Source organism: Planomicrobium sp. CPCC 101110 (genome assembly GCF_007859395.1).
GTDB lineage: Bacteria > Bacillota > Bacilli > Bacillales_A > Planococcaceae > Planococcus.
In genome coordinates, this window is sequence record NZ_VOHD01000009.1 from 144,768 (window position 1) to 160,350 (window position 15,583).

General features: G+C 44.5%; 20 protein-coding genes. 3 read left to right on the forward strand and 17 right to left on the reverse strand.

Translation table 11 applies throughout. The annotated features are described in order from the left end of the window. Positions 1-92: 92 nt before the first annotated feature. The 10 genes from FQV30_RS18010 to FQV30_RS14750 all read right to left on the reverse strand — a co-directional run bounded on the left by FQV30_RS18010 (position 93) and on the right by FQV30_RS14750 (position 6,879). Positions 93-230, reverse strand: a complete 138-nt coding sequence (locus FQV30_RS18010) for a hypothetical protein (protein ID WP_186725675.1) — start codon at positions 228-230, stop codon at positions 93-95. Between the two features lie 126 nt (positions 231-356). Further along, positions 357-1,295 (reverse strand): magnesium transporter CorA family protein, encoded by a 939-nt coding sequence (locus tag FQV30_RS14715; protein WP_146500907.1) that lies wholly within the window; start codon positions 1,293-1,295, stop codon positions 357-359. A gap of 63 nt (positions 1,296-1,358) precedes the next feature. Continuing rightward, positions 1,359-1,535, reverse strand: a complete 177-nt coding sequence (locus tag FQV30_RS18015; protein ID WP_186725676.1) for a hypothetical protein — start codon at positions 1,533-1,535, stop codon at positions 1,359-1,361. A gap of 89 nt (positions 1,536-1,624) precedes the next feature. Continuing rightward, complete coding sequence (locus FQV30_RS14720; RefSeq protein ID WP_370512406.1) at positions 1,625-2,038, reverse strand: NUDIX hydrolase; 414 nt, start codon at positions 2,036-2,038, stop codon at positions 1,625-1,627. Next, the gene (locus FQV30_RS14725; RefSeq protein ID WP_146500909.1) at positions 2,038-2,544 is read right to left on the reverse strand and encodes a GrpB family protein; all 507 of its coding nucleotides are present in this window, start codon (positions 2,542-2,544) and stop codon (positions 2,038-2,040) included. The genes FQV30_RS14720 and FQV30_RS14725 overlap by 1 nt, the downstream gene beginning before the upstream one ends. Before the next feature lie 69 nt (positions 2,545-2,613). Beyond that, entirely contained in the window at positions 2,614-3,087 is a 474-nt protein-coding gene (locus tag FQV30_RS14730; RefSeq protein ID WP_146500910.1) for a GNAT family N-acetyltransferase, read from the reverse strand. Between the two features lie 156 nt (positions 3,088-3,243). Further along, positions 3,244-4,104 (reverse strand): twin-arginine translocase subunit TatC, encoded by an 861-nt coding sequence (tatC, locus tag FQV30_RS14735; RefSeq protein ID WP_146500911.1) that lies wholly within the window; start codon positions 4,102-4,104, stop codon positions 3,244-3,246. A 10-nt stretch (positions 4,105-4,114) separates the two neighbouring features. Beyond that, complete coding sequence (locus tag FQV30_RS14740; RefSeq protein ID WP_255473483.1) at positions 4,115-4,372, reverse strand: twin-arginine translocase TatA/TatE family subunit; 258 nt, start codon at positions 4,370-4,372, stop codon at positions 4,115-4,117. Positions 4,373-4,389: 17 nt separating this feature from the next. Beyond that, a complete protein-coding gene (locus FQV30_RS14745; protein WP_146500912.1) occupies positions 4,390-6,102 on the reverse strand; it encodes a GMC family oxidoreductase in 1,713 nt (570 codons plus the stop codon). Positions 6,103-6,126: 24 nt separating this feature from the next. Next, entirely contained in the window at positions 6,127-6,879 is a 753-nt protein-coding gene (locus FQV30_RS14750) for a gluconate 2-dehydrogenase subunit 3 family protein (RefSeq protein ID WP_146500913.1), read from the reverse strand. Between the two features lie 125 nt (positions 6,880-7,004). Between FQV30_RS14750 and FQV30_RS14755 the strand changes: the two genes are divergently transcribed. Further along, complete coding sequence (locus tag FQV30_RS14755; RefSeq protein ID WP_146500914.1) at positions 7,005-7,607, forward strand: hypothetical protein; 603 nt, start codon at positions 7,005-7,007, stop codon at positions 7,605-7,607. Between the two features lie 109 nt (positions 7,608-7,716). On the opposite strand, the gene FQV30_RS14760 is transcribed toward FQV30_RS14755, so the two are convergent. Then, the gene (locus tag FQV30_RS14760) at positions 7,717-8,514 is read right to left on the reverse strand and encodes a LysM peptidoglycan-binding and 3D domain-containing protein (protein ID WP_146500915.1); all 798 of its coding nucleotides are present in this window, start codon (positions 8,512-8,514) and stop codon (positions 7,717-7,719) included. 280 nt (positions 8,515-8,794) lie between these two features. Beyond that, positions 8,795-9,781, reverse strand: a complete 987-nt coding sequence (locus tag FQV30_RS14765) for an NAD(P)/FAD-dependent oxidoreductase (RefSeq protein WP_146500916.1) — start codon at positions 9,779-9,781, stop codon at positions 8,795-8,797. A 180-nt stretch (positions 9,782-9,961) separates the two neighbouring features. Here FQV30_RS14765 and FQV30_RS14770 point away from each other — a divergent pair, with 180 nt between their 5' ends. Together FQV30_RS14770 and FQV30_RS14775 are read left to right on the forward strand one after the other, a co-directional pair. Next, on the forward strand, positions 9,962-10,753 hold the full coding sequence (locus FQV30_RS14770) for an SDR family oxidoreductase (RefSeq protein ID WP_146500917.1): 792 nt from the start codon (positions 9,962-9,964) through the stop codon (positions 10,751-10,753). Positions 10,754-10,828: 75 nt separating this feature from the next. Further along, complete coding sequence (locus tag FQV30_RS14775) at positions 10,829-11,269, forward strand: peptidylprolyl isomerase (protein ID WP_146500918.1); 441 nt, start codon at positions 10,829-10,831, stop codon at positions 11,267-11,269. A gap of 128 nt (positions 11,270-11,397) precedes the next feature. On the opposite strand, the gene FQV30_RS14780 is transcribed toward FQV30_RS14775, so the two are convergent. From FQV30_RS14780 to FQV30_RS14800, 5 genes are all read right to left on the reverse strand, one after another. After that, positions 11,398-12,222, reverse strand: a complete 825-nt coding sequence (locus FQV30_RS14780; RefSeq protein WP_146500919.1) for a transporter substrate-binding domain-containing protein — start codon at positions 12,220-12,222, stop codon at positions 11,398-11,400. A gap of 167 nt (positions 12,223-12,389) precedes the next feature. Beyond that, the gene (locus FQV30_RS14785) at positions 12,390-13,487 is read right to left on the reverse strand and encodes an AI-2E family transporter (protein WP_146500920.1); all 1,098 of its coding nucleotides are present in this window, start codon (positions 13,485-13,487) and stop codon (positions 12,390-12,392) included. 91 nt (positions 13,488-13,578) lie between these two features. Continuing rightward, entirely contained in the window at positions 13,579-13,860 is a 282-nt protein-coding gene (locus FQV30_RS14790; RefSeq protein WP_146500921.1) for a hypothetical protein, read from the reverse strand. 99 nt (positions 13,861-13,959) lie between these two features. After that, positions 13,960-14,472, reverse strand: a complete 513-nt coding sequence (locus FQV30_RS14795; protein ID WP_146500922.1) for an isoprenylcysteine carboxyl methyltransferase family protein — start codon at positions 14,470-14,472, stop codon at positions 13,960-13,962. Further along, positions 14,469-15,539: a type III polyketide synthase gene (locus tag FQV30_RS14800; RefSeq protein WP_146500923.1), complete on the reverse strand. Its 1,071-nt coding sequence runs from the start codon at positions 15,537-15,539 to the stop codon at positions 14,469-14,471. Before FQV30_RS14800 ends, FQV30_RS14795 begins: the two co-directional genes overlap by 4 nt. Positions 15,540-15,583 lie beyond the last annotated feature (44 nt).

The following is a 15,583-nucleotide window of genomic DNA, read 5'->3' on the forward strand; positions in this document are numbered from 1 at the left end:
CTCTCCCTTTCGTCGAAGAGACGCAGCCATAGAAAAAAGGCCATGCACAGACGCATGCCCTTTTAAAAAATCCGTTCGCAGGCAGATGTCTCTTACTGGTTATTTTCACTCCATGCAGTTGTCTGTAAAAGGACAGACTTGTCCAGTGCAGCTACTCCGGTGAAAAAAACGGCATGAAGGATGTACAAATATTGTTCACATTCCGACATGCGCTTACCAGTATGATTCATCTTACCCACCTCCTTCGTTCATTTCTTCCATAATAAGCGAAGCTAAGAAAGCAGTCAACAGAAATCAGAATATTCTTTTCAGCATCAAAAAAAGAACAGGACCGTATCTTCCTGTTCTGTCTTTGCTCAGCCATTGTACTTTGATTTGGGATGGGATGTTTTCAAGACATCCCCAATCCAGCCCCGCCGTCTCAAGTAAAGGTATAAGACCAAGGTAGTTAGTATGATTAACGTGAGCGCCATCGGGTAGCCAAATGACCAGTGAAGCTCTGGCATATTGTCAAAGTTCATGCCCCATAGACCGCCATAAGCCATGATTGGAGTAAACAATGTCGCCAAAACAGTCAAAGTTTTAGCAATTTCATTTCCCCGATAGCTGGCGATGACATTTTCCATATCGACCAAGTTATTGATTTCGTCTTCATAAGACTCAACCAGCATGGCGCAGCGGTCAATTCGCATGGATGTCCGGTAATATTCCGGCTCTTCTTGCACTTCTTTTCCAAACACTTCCGGAATCGCCATTTTGATTTCCAAAAAGCCGATAACAAGATGCTTCCAGAGAAAAATCTCATGACGGACATTTTGGACTTCCTCAAAAATCTTCTTATTGTTTTTTTCCTGGATAGCCCACAATAAATTGTGGAGCCGTTCTTCAAAAAGGTCGATTTTTTTGAGAATCGCGTTAGACATTTTCCCGAGCAAAATCATCATGAGCTCGATTGATGATGAAGCGTTTTGCATCTGCCGAAGAATGGCTTCTTCGTCCAAATCTTCATCCCTTTCAAAAGCGATCTCGTTCGTTACCAATGCTTCCCGGGACAGATAAAAATGAAAAACGTCACGTGCGCTTCGCTGCTGCTGGCTTTGCCTAAACACCAAGGAGCCCCAAATTGCTTCATGTCCCGGGTTTGAAGTTTCCGTATGTAAAGCATTGACTGCTATGTTTTCTGATTCTTGAATCCACGAATGCATCCGCTTATTTTCCGGCATGAATTTCCGGAAATTTTGGTCCTCCACGTCCCCTTCTTGCCAAATCCCGTTTTCAAATGAATGCTGCGGCATTGCAAATCCCTCCTTATCCCTATAATGCGCTCGATTGAAAAAGCAAGCCGCCGCAGGCTTGCTTTATTTATCGATTGGGTTGTTCTGATCAGTGTCTCTATATTTCTCATTCGAATTTTCTTTATACTCCAAATCCTTGTCCGGCAACAACTCAAAATCCTTCTCGGGCGCAGGCGGTGTATCCCTGTGCGGCTCGACTCTCGGGATCAACTCTTCGCCTTCGTGATTGTCCTTCTTCATCGCTGCTCCTCCTAGGAATATGATTACTTTTAAAATACCCGTTTTGCTTTTCAAGTAATCTTTTTTAACCCTGTACAATTATTATTCCTTCAGTTTTTCACCAACGATTTGATTAGCGGAATATCATCCGGATATGCCAAATCCAATTCTTCGAGTTCATCAATCGGTTTCCAAGCAACATCTGCAATCCATTCGTCTCCTTCAAGAAGAGTGATTTCCCCGCTGATCAGTTCCACTCTGAAATAATGGAGTTCAAACGATACAGCATCATTTTCGTAAGTTCCGCTTTTCACCGTCAGTTCTTCAATAGCCCGGACCGTTAAACCGGTCTCTTCAAAAAACTCCCGTTCACAGCTTTCTTCTAATGTTTCGCCTGATTCTTGTCCGCCCGAGGGCACCCCCCATTTTTTTTCTTCTTCAGGAGGGCCCTGCAGCACCAACAACACCTCATTCAATTCATTTATACAGACGCCGGCTGCGCCTTTCCAGTTCGACATTTCCATCAAATCTCTCCCATTGCTCGTTTTTCAATTTGCCGCACCATGATGTCTTTTCCTTCAATATACTTTTCGATGTTGCAAGGAAATTCTTTTGCCAGCTTCTTTTTTAACGTACCATATTCTTCTGCAATCCGGGGATTTTCCCGAAGATAATCGCGGAAAGCCAAGTGCCGTATAATTTCCATATTTCCTTCTTGATAGATGTGAATATGATGGGTGCGCTCATCTCCGCCCCGTTGATAATAACGCCTGCCGGGAAGCCCGTTTTCCCCCTTGGAAATATAGCCTAATTTCACCAAATCATTATCGAACCGATCGATTTTTTCAATATCCCTGACCACTGGCATCAAATCAATCACCGGTTTTGCTGCCATTCCTTGAACCGAGGTGCTTCCAATGTGATGAACTGCCAGACACTCTTCTCCAAGCACCTTTTGAATTTCGCTTGATGCAAGTTCAAATTGCTGTTTCCATTTGGGATTGAATTCGGTGACCGTTACTTTCCTCATCTTTCTCCCCCTTTAATATTCACGAGAAAAAGCGGCTTGCCACTGCAAGCCGCCGTTCACTCTATCTATTTACTCTGCCGCTTTACTGTATGCATCGTCCAACCTTAAACCGTGTGTTGCATCCGGCAACCCAAGGTCTGCCGAAAATCCATTTGCCCGGTAAAAAGCATCTGCATTAGCAGAATCTGTCCGCACTACAATTTCGCTGAAATGATCACGGCCATGATCGATAATCTTCTTTAATAACATCGTACCAATCCCTTGTCTGCGCACATGCTGGGAAATATAAAACCTGCGCAGTCTGCCAATGCCGCCTTTGGTTGAATAAGGGTCGCGATTCAGACCGCCGATGGCTACAAGTTCATCCCGTTCATCCCACACACCGTAAAGCACTTCGCCCGCCTGGTTAAATGTATTGGTGCCATCCTGATACTGGCTGACCAACCGCTTAAGAAAGCGATATCCTTCGGCTTCACTTTCTTCCACTAACTTTGAGACATCCACCGTTGTTAAATCATCGATTTCTTTTAGTTTTACGGTCATATTGTAGCCTCCTCATTATGGTGTGCATGGTTTCGCCATGGTCTTGCATGTTCTTATTCAGTGTATAGGAGTTCCTTTACGAATTCCAGCATGCAATCAGAATTTTCTAGCAACTAAAAAGAGAAACTGTGCAGTTGCACAGTTTCTCTTTTTCTTTTAAACAGCAGAAGATTCCACATCAGCCTTTTTCACTTCAATTTTTTTGATCAAGTAAATGCTTGCTTCATATAGAATGACCATCGGAACCAAGACAATCAGTTGGCTGATAAAGTCCGGTGGGGTGATAAGCGCTGACACGACAGCTATGACTATATAAGAATATTTACGCACCTTTTTCATTGAAGCTGATGTAAGCAATCCGATTGAAGACAAAAACAAGGCGACAATCGGCAATTCGAACAACAAGCCTAACGGAACAGTTGTCATGATCAAAAAGTGAATATATTCACTCGCTGAGATCATCACGGCAAAGTTGGCCGCTCCCATTCCGACTAGAAATTGATAGCTTAATGGATTGACTATGAAATAACCGAAAGCCACGCCCAAGATAAAAAGAAGAAGCATGACCGGCGAATACAAGCCAATGAACTTCGTTTCTTCTTCTTTCAAACCAGGCTTTACAAATTGCCACAAAAAATAGCAAAGAAAAGGCAGGGAAAGACCCAACGCTAATGTCATCGAGATGGAAGTATAGAATTTGATGACTTCCAACGGCCCAAGAATCACTAAGTCATGCCCTTTCACCACAAAGGGGAACCAGTAATTTATCGTTGAGAAGACCACCACTAAAAAGATGAGAAAAACAATTGCGCTTTTTATCAATTGTTTCCGCAATTCCCCTAAATGATCCACCAATGTTTCCACATGAGTGTCCGGTTCTTTTCCTGGATCGCTTGGCGGCGCGGGCGGTTCACTTTGCTTAAGAGGTCCAGCCTGCATTTTTTCAACAGGATTTACTGGCGGCACCGCCTTTTTACGCAATGGACTTACTAATTTTTGTTCTCCATACGGATCCATTTAACCACCTTCATAGTGTTTCAGATTTTTTCTCTTCTGCTGCTGTTGCTTGTAAAGGGGTTGGCGGCGGTTGTATTGTCGTCTGTGCCGGTGCTTGAGTTGGCGTATGTGTATCTTCGTCATCCATAATTCCTTTTGTCGAACGCTTGAATTCCGATAGCGTCTTTCCGACAGCGCCTCCAATTTCAGGCAGTTTCTTCGGTCCAAATAAGATAAGAACAATAACCAAGATAATGATCAATCCTGGAACACCAATTGATGAAAACATATGTGTAGCCTCCTTTTTTAGACGAGCGATCCACCGTCTCTGCTATATTTGATGATCCCTTCAGCACAGCGGTAAGCCAGTGCACCTACTGTGCCTGTCGGGTTGTATCCGCCATTGTGGGCGAAATTCCCTGCTCCAACCACAAACAAGTTTTCAGCATCCCAATGCTGCAAGTAGTTGTTGACTACACTATCTTCACGGCTGCTGCCCATAATCGTTCCGCCTGTATTGTGTGTAGTCTGATATGGGACAATGTCGTAATCGGAAATCGGGTTTCCTCCAACAACAGTTTTCGCGCCCATCTCCTGCATAATTTCAGCAGCTCTTTCTGTTAAGTGCGCATGCAACGCTTTGTCTTGGTCGGTGAAATTATACGTCAGCTGCAGCAACGGTACGCCGTAAATGTCTTTATACGTCCCATCAAGCGCCATGAAGTTTTCTTTATGAGGCATCGAAGCCCCTTGTCCGCCGACATTCAAAGCTCTTGTGTAGTTATGGATAGAAGCTTTCTTGAAATCGGCCCCCCAAGAAGGCGTATCTGGCGGAATTGGATTATGAAGGATTGGCCGTTGCCCAGTTTGAGTGATGGACAAGCTAGCCCCATGGATAAAGTCCAAATCGCTATGGTCAAAATTGTCGCCATTAAAATCGTCGACGGTCATGCCAAGCGCTCCAGCACCCATAAATGTATTCATCTGTTCATCAAAAAAGCCAGAAGCTGAAGGAAGAATCTGGTAAGCATAGTTTTTGCCTAAAGTGCCGCGTCCTGTTTCCGGATCATATTGTTCACCGATATTCGACACCATCAGCAGTTTCGCATTATTCATCATATAACTTGTCAGAACAACCACTTCTGCCGGTTGAATGAATTCTTCAAAGGTTACTGTATCGACATACCGGACCCCTGTGACTTTATCTCCTTCTTTCAATATTTCCACTACGTTTGCATTGAATTTGACCTCAAAGTTCCCTGTGTCCATGGCTGTTGGAACCACTGTCACTTCCGGTGATGATTTTGCTCCATATTCACAGCCGAAACGCTCGCAAAATCCGCAATATTGGCAGGCATTTATGGTCTTGCCATCTGGATTTTCATACACTTCCGATAAGTTTGCCGACGGCATCATGAAAGGCGAAAGCCCTAGATTTGTTGCAGCGGTTTCAAATTTTTGCAGAATAGGGGTTTTCTTCATCGGAGGAGTAGGATAGTCCTCTGAACGTTTCCCCCAAAACGGGTTTTTATCTTCTCCAGAAATTCCTGCTGTTTTTTCGAATTTCATAAAATATGGTTCTAATTCGTCGTACGTGATTCCCCAGTCTTGAAGAGTATAATCAGCGGAAAGTTTGTTTTTTCCATACTTCTCTTCGGTCATGGACTTTATTTCGAAATCATACGGCAAAAACCGCCAGTTTTGGCCATTCCAATGGGTACCGGATCCGCCCAGTCCTTCACCTATCAAAAAAGAGCCCATTTGCCGCATAGGCAATGCGCGTTGTTTTCGACTATTGCGGAACGTGATGGTTTCCCGTGATAAATCCTGCATCAATTCATAGCGGATGGCATAGCGGTATTCGTCATGTACAATTGAAAAATCCGATGTACTCCGCTCGCGCCCACGCTCCAAACCCACTACTTTAAGGTTTTCTTTCGCACATTCAGCAGCAATGATGCCTCCTGTCCAACCAACTCCAACCGTTACTACATCAACTTTATCTAAAGTTGTCGCCATTAATATCCCCCCATATATGTTATGTCACATGCCAAGCGAGTGCGGTTCGATTTCCTGGAATTCTTCACTCTCAATCTCATTGATATAAGCTGGTTGATGGCCAGGGAAACCTTTCATTTTCCAGCCTTCCATATTGGCATTTCCGCTATAGATCGGGTCCGCATATGCCCCTTCTAAAGTTGCCTGACGCAGCAGCCTGAAAAAGAAAAGAGAGGACACCCCTTTCATGTCAATTTCATCTTCCTGGAAAGCGGTCAGAATTTCATCTTTTTGCGCTCCCTCAAGATCCACAAAATTGGCGTTGAACCGGCTTTGTGCTTCTGCTTGCATCAGTTGGAGGCCTTGGCGGAACATCTCGTTTCGTTTCAGGCGGCTCTGGTAGCCCTGGGTGCTTTCACCTTCATAAAAAGGAGGCTGCATATATTCTTTCGAATTCTCACCATAAGCTCCTGCTAATTGGCGGTCAATAAAATAAGGGACATTCAGTCCAATTGCACCCGGCCCTAAATCATCCTCAGGAAAAATCCGTTCCGTAGCCTGTGCCAGAATTTGAAATTCCGCGTCGTTTTTGAAAAATTGAAGCCCGAGGACACCACCGGCTCCTCCCTGTTCCCCATCAGTTGCAGCAGGAGGCGCAGTTGTGCTTGCAGAACCGTTTCCGCCAACATTTGATCCAATCAAACCACCAATCAGACCGCCTCCAATCAAGGCTCCAGTTGCAACTCCTGACGTTTTCAAAAAATCGCGCCGGGAGAAATTTTTTTCTTTTTTCGTCATCTTTTCTGACCCCCTAATTACTATTTTATTAAAACATTGCGAATATACCCCTGTATACCCTTTCACAAATGGTTTAATCCTAATAAATTAGGGAATTTTAATGCCAAAAGAAAGGGTTGGTGGCAATGGAAACAAGATTATCAATCAAGGAAATTCCTTCCTATTTGAGATGGAAAGATTCTCTCTTGGATTTAAGGTACCGTTTTGATTCGGATACAGCGGATTATACATTAACCCGCTTGTTTGACCCCCAGATCGAAGAAGATTTGGAACGCTATGGCATTATGGATGTACAGGCAGCAAAAAAACATTATTCGGCTGAAATAGAAAAAGCTCAGCGCAATGTGTATTTTTACCGGATCGCGAACATCATGTTTTTGGTATTATTCATTCTACTTCCGAGCATCGCCTTGTACTTTTTTCAGGATAGTTTATTCGCGCTAGTGTTCGGCGTTCTTTTTTCGCTTTTGATGTTTTTCCTGGTGGAGTGTTTCAATCAAGCGTACTTGAATAAGTTCCAAAAACAATTGAAGGATGAAATTGGCTTAGAGCAAAGAATTCAAAGTGCCGCCATTCCTTTTCAAGACAATGAAATAACCGTTAAAGGAAACTCGGCAACCGTCACTAAAAAAGGGTTTGGCCCCATTTCCACATCCAAATACAAAAAAGGCGCCGAGAACGTAATTCGTTTTCAGCTCGAGGATGACTCTATTGTGCCATATATCTAATGAAAAATTTGAAATGCCAAAAAATGGACAGCCTTAGTAAAGGTTGTCCGTTTTTCCCCAATAAAAAAGGCCAAGGGAATGGACACCTCGGCTTTGTAGCATGATTGATTTAATTTAAGATTTTGATGGTAACGCTTTTGCGGCCCCAGTTCAAAGCTGCATCTTGTGATGGAATAAATACATCAATTTTGTTTCCTTTGATTGCTCCGCCTGTATCGCCTGCAATCGCTTCTCCGTATCCTTCAACCCAAACTCTAGAGCCTAACGGAATAACAGTAGGGTCGACCGCGATCACTTTTTGGTTCGGATTCGAACGAAGGTCCTGTCCTGTTGCTGTAACTCCTGAACATCCCGCACAGAATGCTGTATAAGCTGTAGCTGATACGGTCATTTCTTTGCCTGAAGCAGGCTCTGCCGAAGCTTTTGCCACTGCTTCTGTTTTAGCAGGAGCTGATGCTTTTTCTACTTTTTCCGGTGCCGCTTTTGCTGATTCAACTGGTTTTGGCACAGAAATCGGCGTTCCGCCTTTAACTACCAATTTGTCTCCAGGATAAATCCAGTGGCCCGTAATACCGTTCCAGCTCATCAATGCGTCCAATGATATGCCATGGGCTTGAGCAATCTTAAATAGCGTATCTCCACTTTGTACTATGTACAAGGACTTTTCCGCTGATTGTTGTTCTTTCTGTTCTTTCACTTCTACCTGAAGTTCCTGGTTCGGATAGATGATGTCCGATGACAACTCATTCCACCCTTTTAACTGATCTACTGAAACGTTCTGCTTCTGGGAGATGCTCCAAAGCGTGTCCCCAGATTCAACTGTATAAGATGAATTAGCGCTAGCTTGACTCGCTAGTCCTACACTTAATGCCGCTACTGCCGTGAACGTGATAATTTGTTTTTTCATAAAATGAAATTCCTCCTTCTCACTGTCTGAAAGCATCATAACACCCGAACATTGCAAGAAGATGACAGGACGTCGAGTTAAAGTTATCAATTACATTACGTAAAAGTAGCATATATTACGTAATGTAATATAGTTGGAAATAATTTCTTAATAGTTTAGATAAATCCTTTTTTTATTTTCATTGAAGAAAGAGGGAGAATTTAATGGAAATTTTACTTCAATAGAGTGATTTCATAATAAAAAGCTCCCGCTTGGATATGCGGGAGCTTTTCACTTGGCTTTATTTGAAGACACTGGTGCTGTGAAGCGGCTGAATCTTGGATTTCGGGTCAAGGTAAGCCTTCGCGTTATTGATAGCAGTTGGCGCTTCGCCAAAGCCGACAGCGATCAACTTAACTTTTCCTTCATATGTTGCAATGTCGCCGGCAGCGTAAATCCCTTCGATGCTCGTTTCCATCTTGGAATTGACCACTACTGAATTTTTTTCCATTTCAAGGCCCCACTCTTTGATCGGTCCAAGTGAAGTGATGTTTCCGTAATTGACGATAACATGATCGACTTCCAAGCGCTCTTCGTTGCCTTCTTTATCAATGAGGACCAATTCGCGGACTTGGCCATTCTCGCCAACCAGCTCTTTTACCCCATAAGGTTTTTTGATTTCCACTTTTGACTGCATGAGCACGTCGATATTCGCTTCGTGTGCTGTCATTTTGTCCCGGCGATGGCTAAGTGTGACATGCTCCGCCACATTTTCAAGCATCATCGCCCAGTCTACAGCAGAGTCGCCTCCACCTAGCACTACCACTTTCTTGTCGTGGAACAACGTTAAATCTTTCACGCCGTAATGGAGGGTCTTGCCTTCAAATTGCTCAGATCCATCAATACCCAATTTGCGCGGCTGAAATGCGCCGACGCCAGCTGTAAGGAGAATCGATTTTGTATAATGCAAGCCTTTGTCCGTTTCAATGACGAAAACCTCACCGTCGCGTTCAACATTAGCTACTGTCTCTTCCAGACAAATGGCGGGATCGCCGTAGTTTGCCTGAACCACTAAATTATCAACAAGGTCTTTCGCCAAAATTTTTGTGAATCCGCCAATATCGTATATGAACTTGTCAGGATACAATTCCGAAAGTTGGCCGCCAAGCTGTGGCAAGCTGTCCAATATTTTCACTTTCATTTTGCGCATACCGCCGTAAAACGAAGCGAACAAGCCGGTTGGTCCGCCCCCGATAATTGTAATATCGAAAATTTCGCGTTCTTTCATTTATAACACTCCTATTTTTAATCAATACCTATATCTTATCACAATTCCCCCTATATCTCGCTATTGGACTTATGGCGGAAACCGCAAAATTAAAATTTGCAGAGACGCCTTTAATGCCTGCAAGTTGCGTTGGCTTCCGGTAAACTGAATCTAACAGAAGCAAGGAAAGGATGAATGGGAATGGACTTAGGGTTGGAAGGGAAAATAGTAGTGGTCATGGCTTCAAGCAAGGGCTTAGGGAAAGCGGCAGCCATGGAGTTTGCGAAAGAAGGGGCGGCTGTCATCATTTCAAGCCGCAGCCAGGAAGCACTGGAACAGGCACAGAAAGAAATCCAAGAGCGAACCGGCAACAGCAATGTCCATATGCGCGTTTGCGACATGTCTAAAGAGCGCGACATTACTTCGCTGTTCCAATTTGTCATTCAAAAGTTTGGCAGAGTCGATGTACTGGTCAACAACACCGGCGGACCGAAAGCCGGCGGGTCGAGTGCAGTAAACGACGACGACTGGTATAACGCATTCGAGCGAAATCTCTTAAGCTACATCCGGACCGCTCGTACTGTGCTGCCCTATATGAAGAAGCAGCAATTCGGACGCATCATCAATATATCTTCTTCTTCCACAAAAGAAGTGATTGATGGATTGATCTTGTCCAATACGTTCCGTGCCGGCATGGTCGGTTTCTCAAAAACACTGGCTCGCGAGGTCGCCGGCGATAACATCATGGTCAATACGATCGGCCCTGGACGCATCGCTACCGATCGTGTAGCGGAACTGAACCAGCTTGCGGCAGAGAGGCAGCAAGTGCCGATTGAAAAAATCATCCAAAAAAGCGAATCTGAAATACCGATCGGCCGATTCGGTGACCCTGAAGAATTCGCCAAAGTGGTGGTCTTCCTTGCTTCTTCCGCGAATTCCTATTTGACCGGGCAATCGCTTGTTATTGACGGAGGCCTGCTTAAAGCCTTGTAATAGCCTTAAGATTATACACCAAAGCGAAAAGCCGATATACTGGAAAATGAACTAAATGAAAAGGAGATGTTGTACATGGCGAAAAAAGGCCACATCCATATGGAAAATGGCGAAAAGATCGAATTCGAACTTTTCCCGAACGAAGCACCAAACACTGTTAAAAACTTTGAGGAACTTGCAAACTCCGGCTTCTATGACGGTGTGACATTCCACCGCGTTATCCCTGGCTTCGTCTCGCAAGGCGGCGACCCGACAGGCACTGGTGCTGGCGGCAGCGGCAAAAACATTAAATGCGAAACTGAAGGAAACCCTCATAAACACCAGGCAGGAAGCCTGTCAATGGCTCACGCCGGTAAAGACACTGGCTCAAGCCAATTCTTTATCGTTCATGAACCACAACCGCATCTTAACGGTGTGCATACAGTTTTCGGACAAGTAACTTCTGGGCTTGAAACAGCTAAAGCCATGAAAAATGGCGACAAAATGACTAAAGTCCATGTTTTTGACGAAGAATAAGAAGCAGAAAAACCGGCTTGGACAGTTCCAAGCCGGTTTTTTATAGCGATTTCTAAAGATGATGAAGCAGAAGCACTGTTATGGTTGAAAGCATCTGAACCAATCCCCTGCAAGATCCAAACTAATTGTTATAAACCGGACTCGTCGATGTATTTTTTCAAAATCTCATCGTACTCTCCACTATCCCGCAACTCTTGGAGTCCAGCGTTGACTTTTTCGAGCAGATCCCCGTTTTGCCCCTTTAATACTGCAATCCCGTACTGATCGTTGGTCAAACGCTCGCCTACTGTTTTTAATTTAAGGTCCCTTTTGGTGATTGCATAAGCAATTACCGGATAATCTTCCAATAAAACATCTGCGTGGCCGTTTGCAACATCCAGAAACATTGAAGGGCTATCCTCGAAATCAGCAATTCTATAACCATATTCTTCTTGGTTTTCACGGGCAAATTTCGATCCTGTAGTTCCGTTTTTTACAGCGACCACTCTCCCTTCCAAATCCTCCAAAGAAGCCACTTCTGTATTTTCTGCATTAACTACAAGTGTCAAACCTGCATCAAAATACGGTTCAGAGAAATCCAGAATTTCTTTCCTTTCATCCGTAATGCTCATTCCGGCAATGGCCAAGTCCAATTCACCAGATTCTAAAGACGGAATAATCCCTACAAAATCCATTGGCCGCAGCTCAATATCAAGGTCTTGGCTTTGGGCAATCGCATTGATGATGTCAATGTCGATCCCCGTATATTCGCCTCCTACTTGAAATTCAAATGGCGGGTAAGTTGTGTCAATGCCAACTAAGTACGCTCCTCCGCCATTGCCGCCTCCGCTTTCTCCATTCTCCTCGTCTGCTTTGTCCCCCCCTTCTTGTTGAGTTTGTCCACTTTCTGGTCCGCACGCAACTACAATTAGAATCAAGGTCAAAAGCAGCAAAAAGAAACTGAACTTTTTCACCTTTCTCACCCCTTGTAGTTCTATTGCCTTCTATTTAATATAACATATTTTTTGTATTTTGTTATTCTTTTGACCTAAAAAGTTATACCACAATCCCAAAAATGTAAGATATCCATTATCTTCTTACTTCTTGTTTCTTCTATACTTTGAAAGAAAAGATATTCGAATTAGCTATCGGAGTTGACTCCATTCGCAATTTCCCTTTTTCTCCGGAGCCTCATAAAGAGCCGGAAATTGTGCACCAGTGTTTTCAGCACCGCATAGGACGGAATGGCGATCAGGAGGCCGATAAACCCGTAGAGTGCTGCCGATACCAGCAGCAGCAGAATGATTGTCAGCGGATGGATATTCAAGCGGCTGCCCATAACGTTAGGCGTCACCAAGTTCCCTTCGAGCTGCTGCACAACAAAAAGTACTGCAAGCACTTTGAGAGCCATGAAAGGTTCCGGGCTGATCAATGCGACAAAAAGAGCCGGCACAACGCCGATCATCGGCCCAAGAAACGGGACAATATTAAGGAACATCGCAAATACCGCCAGTGTTAATGCATACTCAAGTCCAATAATCACATAACCTATATACATCAGGACACCAACGACAACCGCTACAATCACTTGGCTGACAATATAAGTAGAAAGAGCTTGGTCAGCGTCTTTTAAAACTTTCCTGCCTTCTGGCCTCCGGTCTTCCGAAAGATATTTCATCAAATGAGGAACCAGCTTCTCATCATCCCTTAACAGGAAGAACAAGATGAACGGGACAATGATTAAGACAAGGGCCACATTCATGACCATTGTGAAGATGCCCAAGACATTTTCCATCAATCCGTCCGATAAGTTTTTTATGTGGCCAAGCGCCTGATTTTTCAACTCTGTTCCTGAAACCCCGCCAAATTGAATTTGTGAAAGGGCTTCCCCCGATTCTTCCGTCACTTCCTCCACTCGTTCTGGCGCAAGTTCCGCCAAGCCTTCAACTTGGCTCTTGATTAGCGGGCCAAAATAATAAACCAATGTTGTAATAACAAGCACCATCAGCATGAATAATATGACGATTCCTGCATTTTTCGGCATATAGCGCATCAATAATCGCAGAAAAGGCCGAATCATATAATATAAAAGGCCGGCAATCAAAATCGGCGCAAAGATTGTTGCGATGATAATTTTGAACGGTATCCATACATAATCGATCCGCCCAAGAAAAAATAGGATAACAACAGCGAAGAGAATTGCTGTTGCATACTCAAAGAAAGGTTTTCTGATCCACATTCCGTCTGCCCCTTTTCATATAGCTTGTTTATAGATTTCAGCAAAAAAAGCGGAAGCAAGGGTATCCCCGCTTCCGCTCTTTTGACTTTGCTTATTTGTCTTCTTCTAGTTCGCGCATTTCCCGGTGCGTTTGAGGAAAACCGTTTGCCTGCCATTCATCGCGATAAGCCGAGTCTAATTGCGTCAAGCCTTGTTCCGCAGGATCTACATCCGCATCCGGACTTTCCCGTTTATCGACTTCTTGGCTATTGCGCATATCCACGTCTTCTTCAACTTGTACTTGTTTTTTCGCTTGAACCGCCCGGAAAACAAAAAAGCCGGCTGCTGCAGCTAACGTACTTCCAATCACTGTATTCATCGTTGAATTTTTCATCTGAATCCCTCCACATTTAGAAACTTGATTGCTCTTCTCTTTCTTGTATACCCTAAAAAGCTGTTCTTAAATACGAAAACAAAAGATTTTCGGTTTTCGTTACCCTTTCAATTGCCGCAGCGCCTTTTCTTCCGCCGGAATCCGGACCAACAGCAGCAGCATTGCATTTGCGATGGTGAAAATCAGTGCAGTGCGCCATGCCCCGAATATCATGGGCAGCGAAGCAATTTCCAAGGCTACAACCACGTAATTCGGATGTGGAATCCAGCGGTAAGGTCCGCTTTTCACTTTTTCCGCTCCCGGCAAAACCAAAATTTTAGTGTTCCAGAAAGGTCCCAGGGAAGCCAAAGCCCATACACGCAAAATCTGGGCGACAACAAAGAGAAGGAAAAAGAAGAGCCAGCCCCCGCCTCCGTCAGGCCCCATGTACAAGACTTCCGCAAGCAATGAAACGAAAAAAAGAATATGAAGCAAGACAATCCACTTGTAATGGGAAGCTCCCGCTTCAATTGCTCCTTGCTGTTTCATCCGCCGTTCATTGGATTTAGCATACATGACTTCCAGCAGGCGCTGCAGAATGACAAAGCCGAATACGATATAAAAAAAGGTCATTGGCCCGATTCTCCCCATTCCAGCCAAAGCATTTCCGAGCTGAATCCGGGCCCCAAAGCTGTCAACAGCCCTTCTTCCCCCTGTTTTGGCTCTGCTTCCATAAATTCTTTGAGAACATATAAAACTGTCGGCGAAGACATATTCCCGTAATTCGCTAATACGTTCCTGGAGATATCCGTTTTTTCATTTGAAATGCCAAGCGACTTTTCATAGGCGGCAAGCACTTTTTTACCACCGGGGTGGGCGACGAAATGGATAATATCCGAAGAAGTTTTACCGAGTTTTTCTAAGAAGAGGTCCACATTCGGCTTGAGCCATTTCTCAATGATTTTCGGAATGTCCCGGGAAAAAACGACATGAAGGCCTTGGTCCTTTACATCCCATCCCATAACGTCTTCAGAGTCTTGCATCAATGTGGACTGGGTGTCTTTGATGAAAAAACCGGCTCCCTTTCCTTGCACTTGCTCGCCAGTTACAAGAGCGCACGCGGCACCGTCGGCGAATAACGATGTTCCAATCAAGTTGCTTTTTGAGGTATCGGTGCGCTGGAACGTCAAGCTGCATAACTCAATGCACAGCACGAGAACTTTCGCTTCAGGATAAGCGCGGCAATAATCATGGGCACGGCTGATTCCAGATGCTCCCCCAGCACAGCCCAGGCCCCATAACGGAATGCGCTTAATGTGGGGAGGCAGCCGCAGCTCGTTCATAATCCGTGCATCAATGGTCGGCGTCGACATGCCGGAACTTGATACGAAGATGAAAGCGTCGATCTCTTCTTTTTCCACTTCTGATTCTTCCAGGCAACGGGCAACAGCGCGGCTGCCCATCCGTACGGCTTCTTCGACATAGCGCTGATTTTTTTCCTCAAGTCCACGCTCTTTTTCGAACCAATCAAGCGGAGCCGCAAAATACCTACCTTCGATCTGGCCGTTGCCAAATACCCGCAGCAGCCTTTCAATATCATCATAATGCCCGCCAAAAAGATTGCGTACGACCCCGACGATCTCTTTTTGGTCAACATAATAAGGGGCGTTTTCAATGACTACATTCCGGATGAATGACATCGGCTTTCCTCCTTTTTCTTTTCGGTTTAAAAAGCCATCCTCTA

Coding starts and splice junctions, on each gene's coding strand:
- FQV30_RS18010 (WP_186725675.1), bottom strand. CDS start 230: ATGAATCATACTGGTAAGCGCATGTCGGAATGTGAACAATATTTGTAC.
- FQV30_RS14715 (WP_146500907.1), bottom strand. CDS start 1,295: ATGCCGCAGCATTCATTTGAAAACGGGATTTGGCAAGAAGGGGACGTG.
- FQV30_RS18015 (WP_186725676.1), bottom strand. CDS start 1,535: ATGAAGAAGGACAATCACGAAGGCGAAGAGTTGATCCCGAGAGTCGAG.
- FQV30_RS14720 (WP_370512406.1), bottom strand. CDS start 2,038: ATGGAAATGTCGAACTGGAAAGGCGCAGCCGGCGTCTGTATAAATGAA.
- FQV30_RS14725 (WP_146500909.1), bottom strand. CDS start 2,544: ATGAGGAAAGTAACGGTCACCGAATTCAATCCCAAATGGAAACAGCAA.
- FQV30_RS14730 (WP_146500910.1), bottom strand. CDS start 3,087: ATGACCGTAAAACTAAAAGAAATCGATGATTTAACAACGGTGGATGTC.
- tatC (WP_146500911.1), bottom strand. CDS start 4,104: ATGGATCCGTATGGAGAACAAAAATTAGTAAGTCCATTGCGTAAAAAG.
- FQV30_RS14740 (WP_255473483.1), bottom strand. CDS start 4,372: ATGTTTTCATCAATTGGTGTTCCAGGATTGATCATTATCTTGGTTATT.
- FQV30_RS14745 (WP_146500912.1), bottom strand. CDS start 6,102: ATGGCGACAACTTTAGATAAAGTTGATGTAGTAACGGTTGGAGTTGGT.
- FQV30_RS14750 (WP_146500913.1), bottom strand. CDS start 6,879: ATGACGAAAAAAGAAAAAAATTTCTCCCGGCGCGATTTTTTGAAAACG.
- FQV30_RS14755 (WP_146500914.1), top strand. CDS start 7,005: ATGGAAACAAGATTATCAATCAAGGAAATTCCTTCCTATTTGAGATGG.
- FQV30_RS14760 (WP_146500915.1), bottom strand. CDS start 8,514: ATGAAAAAACAAATTATCACGTTCACGGCAGTAGCGGCATTAAGTGTA.
- FQV30_RS14765 (WP_146500916.1), bottom strand. CDS start 9,781: ATGAAAGAACGCGAAATTTTCGATATTACAATTATCGGGGGCGGACCA.
- FQV30_RS14770 (WP_146500917.1), top strand. CDS start 9,962: ATGGACTTAGGGTTGGAAGGGAAAATAGTAGTGGTCATGGCTTCAAGC.
- FQV30_RS14775 (WP_146500918.1), top strand. CDS start 10,829: ATGGCGAAAAAAGGCCACATCCATATGGAAAATGGCGAAAAGATCGAA.
- FQV30_RS14785 (WP_146500920.1), bottom strand. CDS start 13,487: ATGTGGATCAGAAAACCTTTCTTTGAGTATGCAACAGCAATTCTCTTC.
- FQV30_RS14790 (WP_146500921.1), bottom strand. CDS start 13,860: ATGAAAAATTCAACGATGAATACAGTGATTGGAAGTACGTTAGCTGCA.
- FQV30_RS14795 (WP_146500922.1), bottom strand. CDS start 14,472: ATGACCTTTTTTTATATCGTATTCGGCTTTGTCATTCTGCAGCGCCTG.
- FQV30_RS14800 (WP_146500923.1), bottom strand. CDS start 15,539: ATGTCATTCATCCGGAATGTAGTCATTGAAAACGCCCCTTATTATGTT.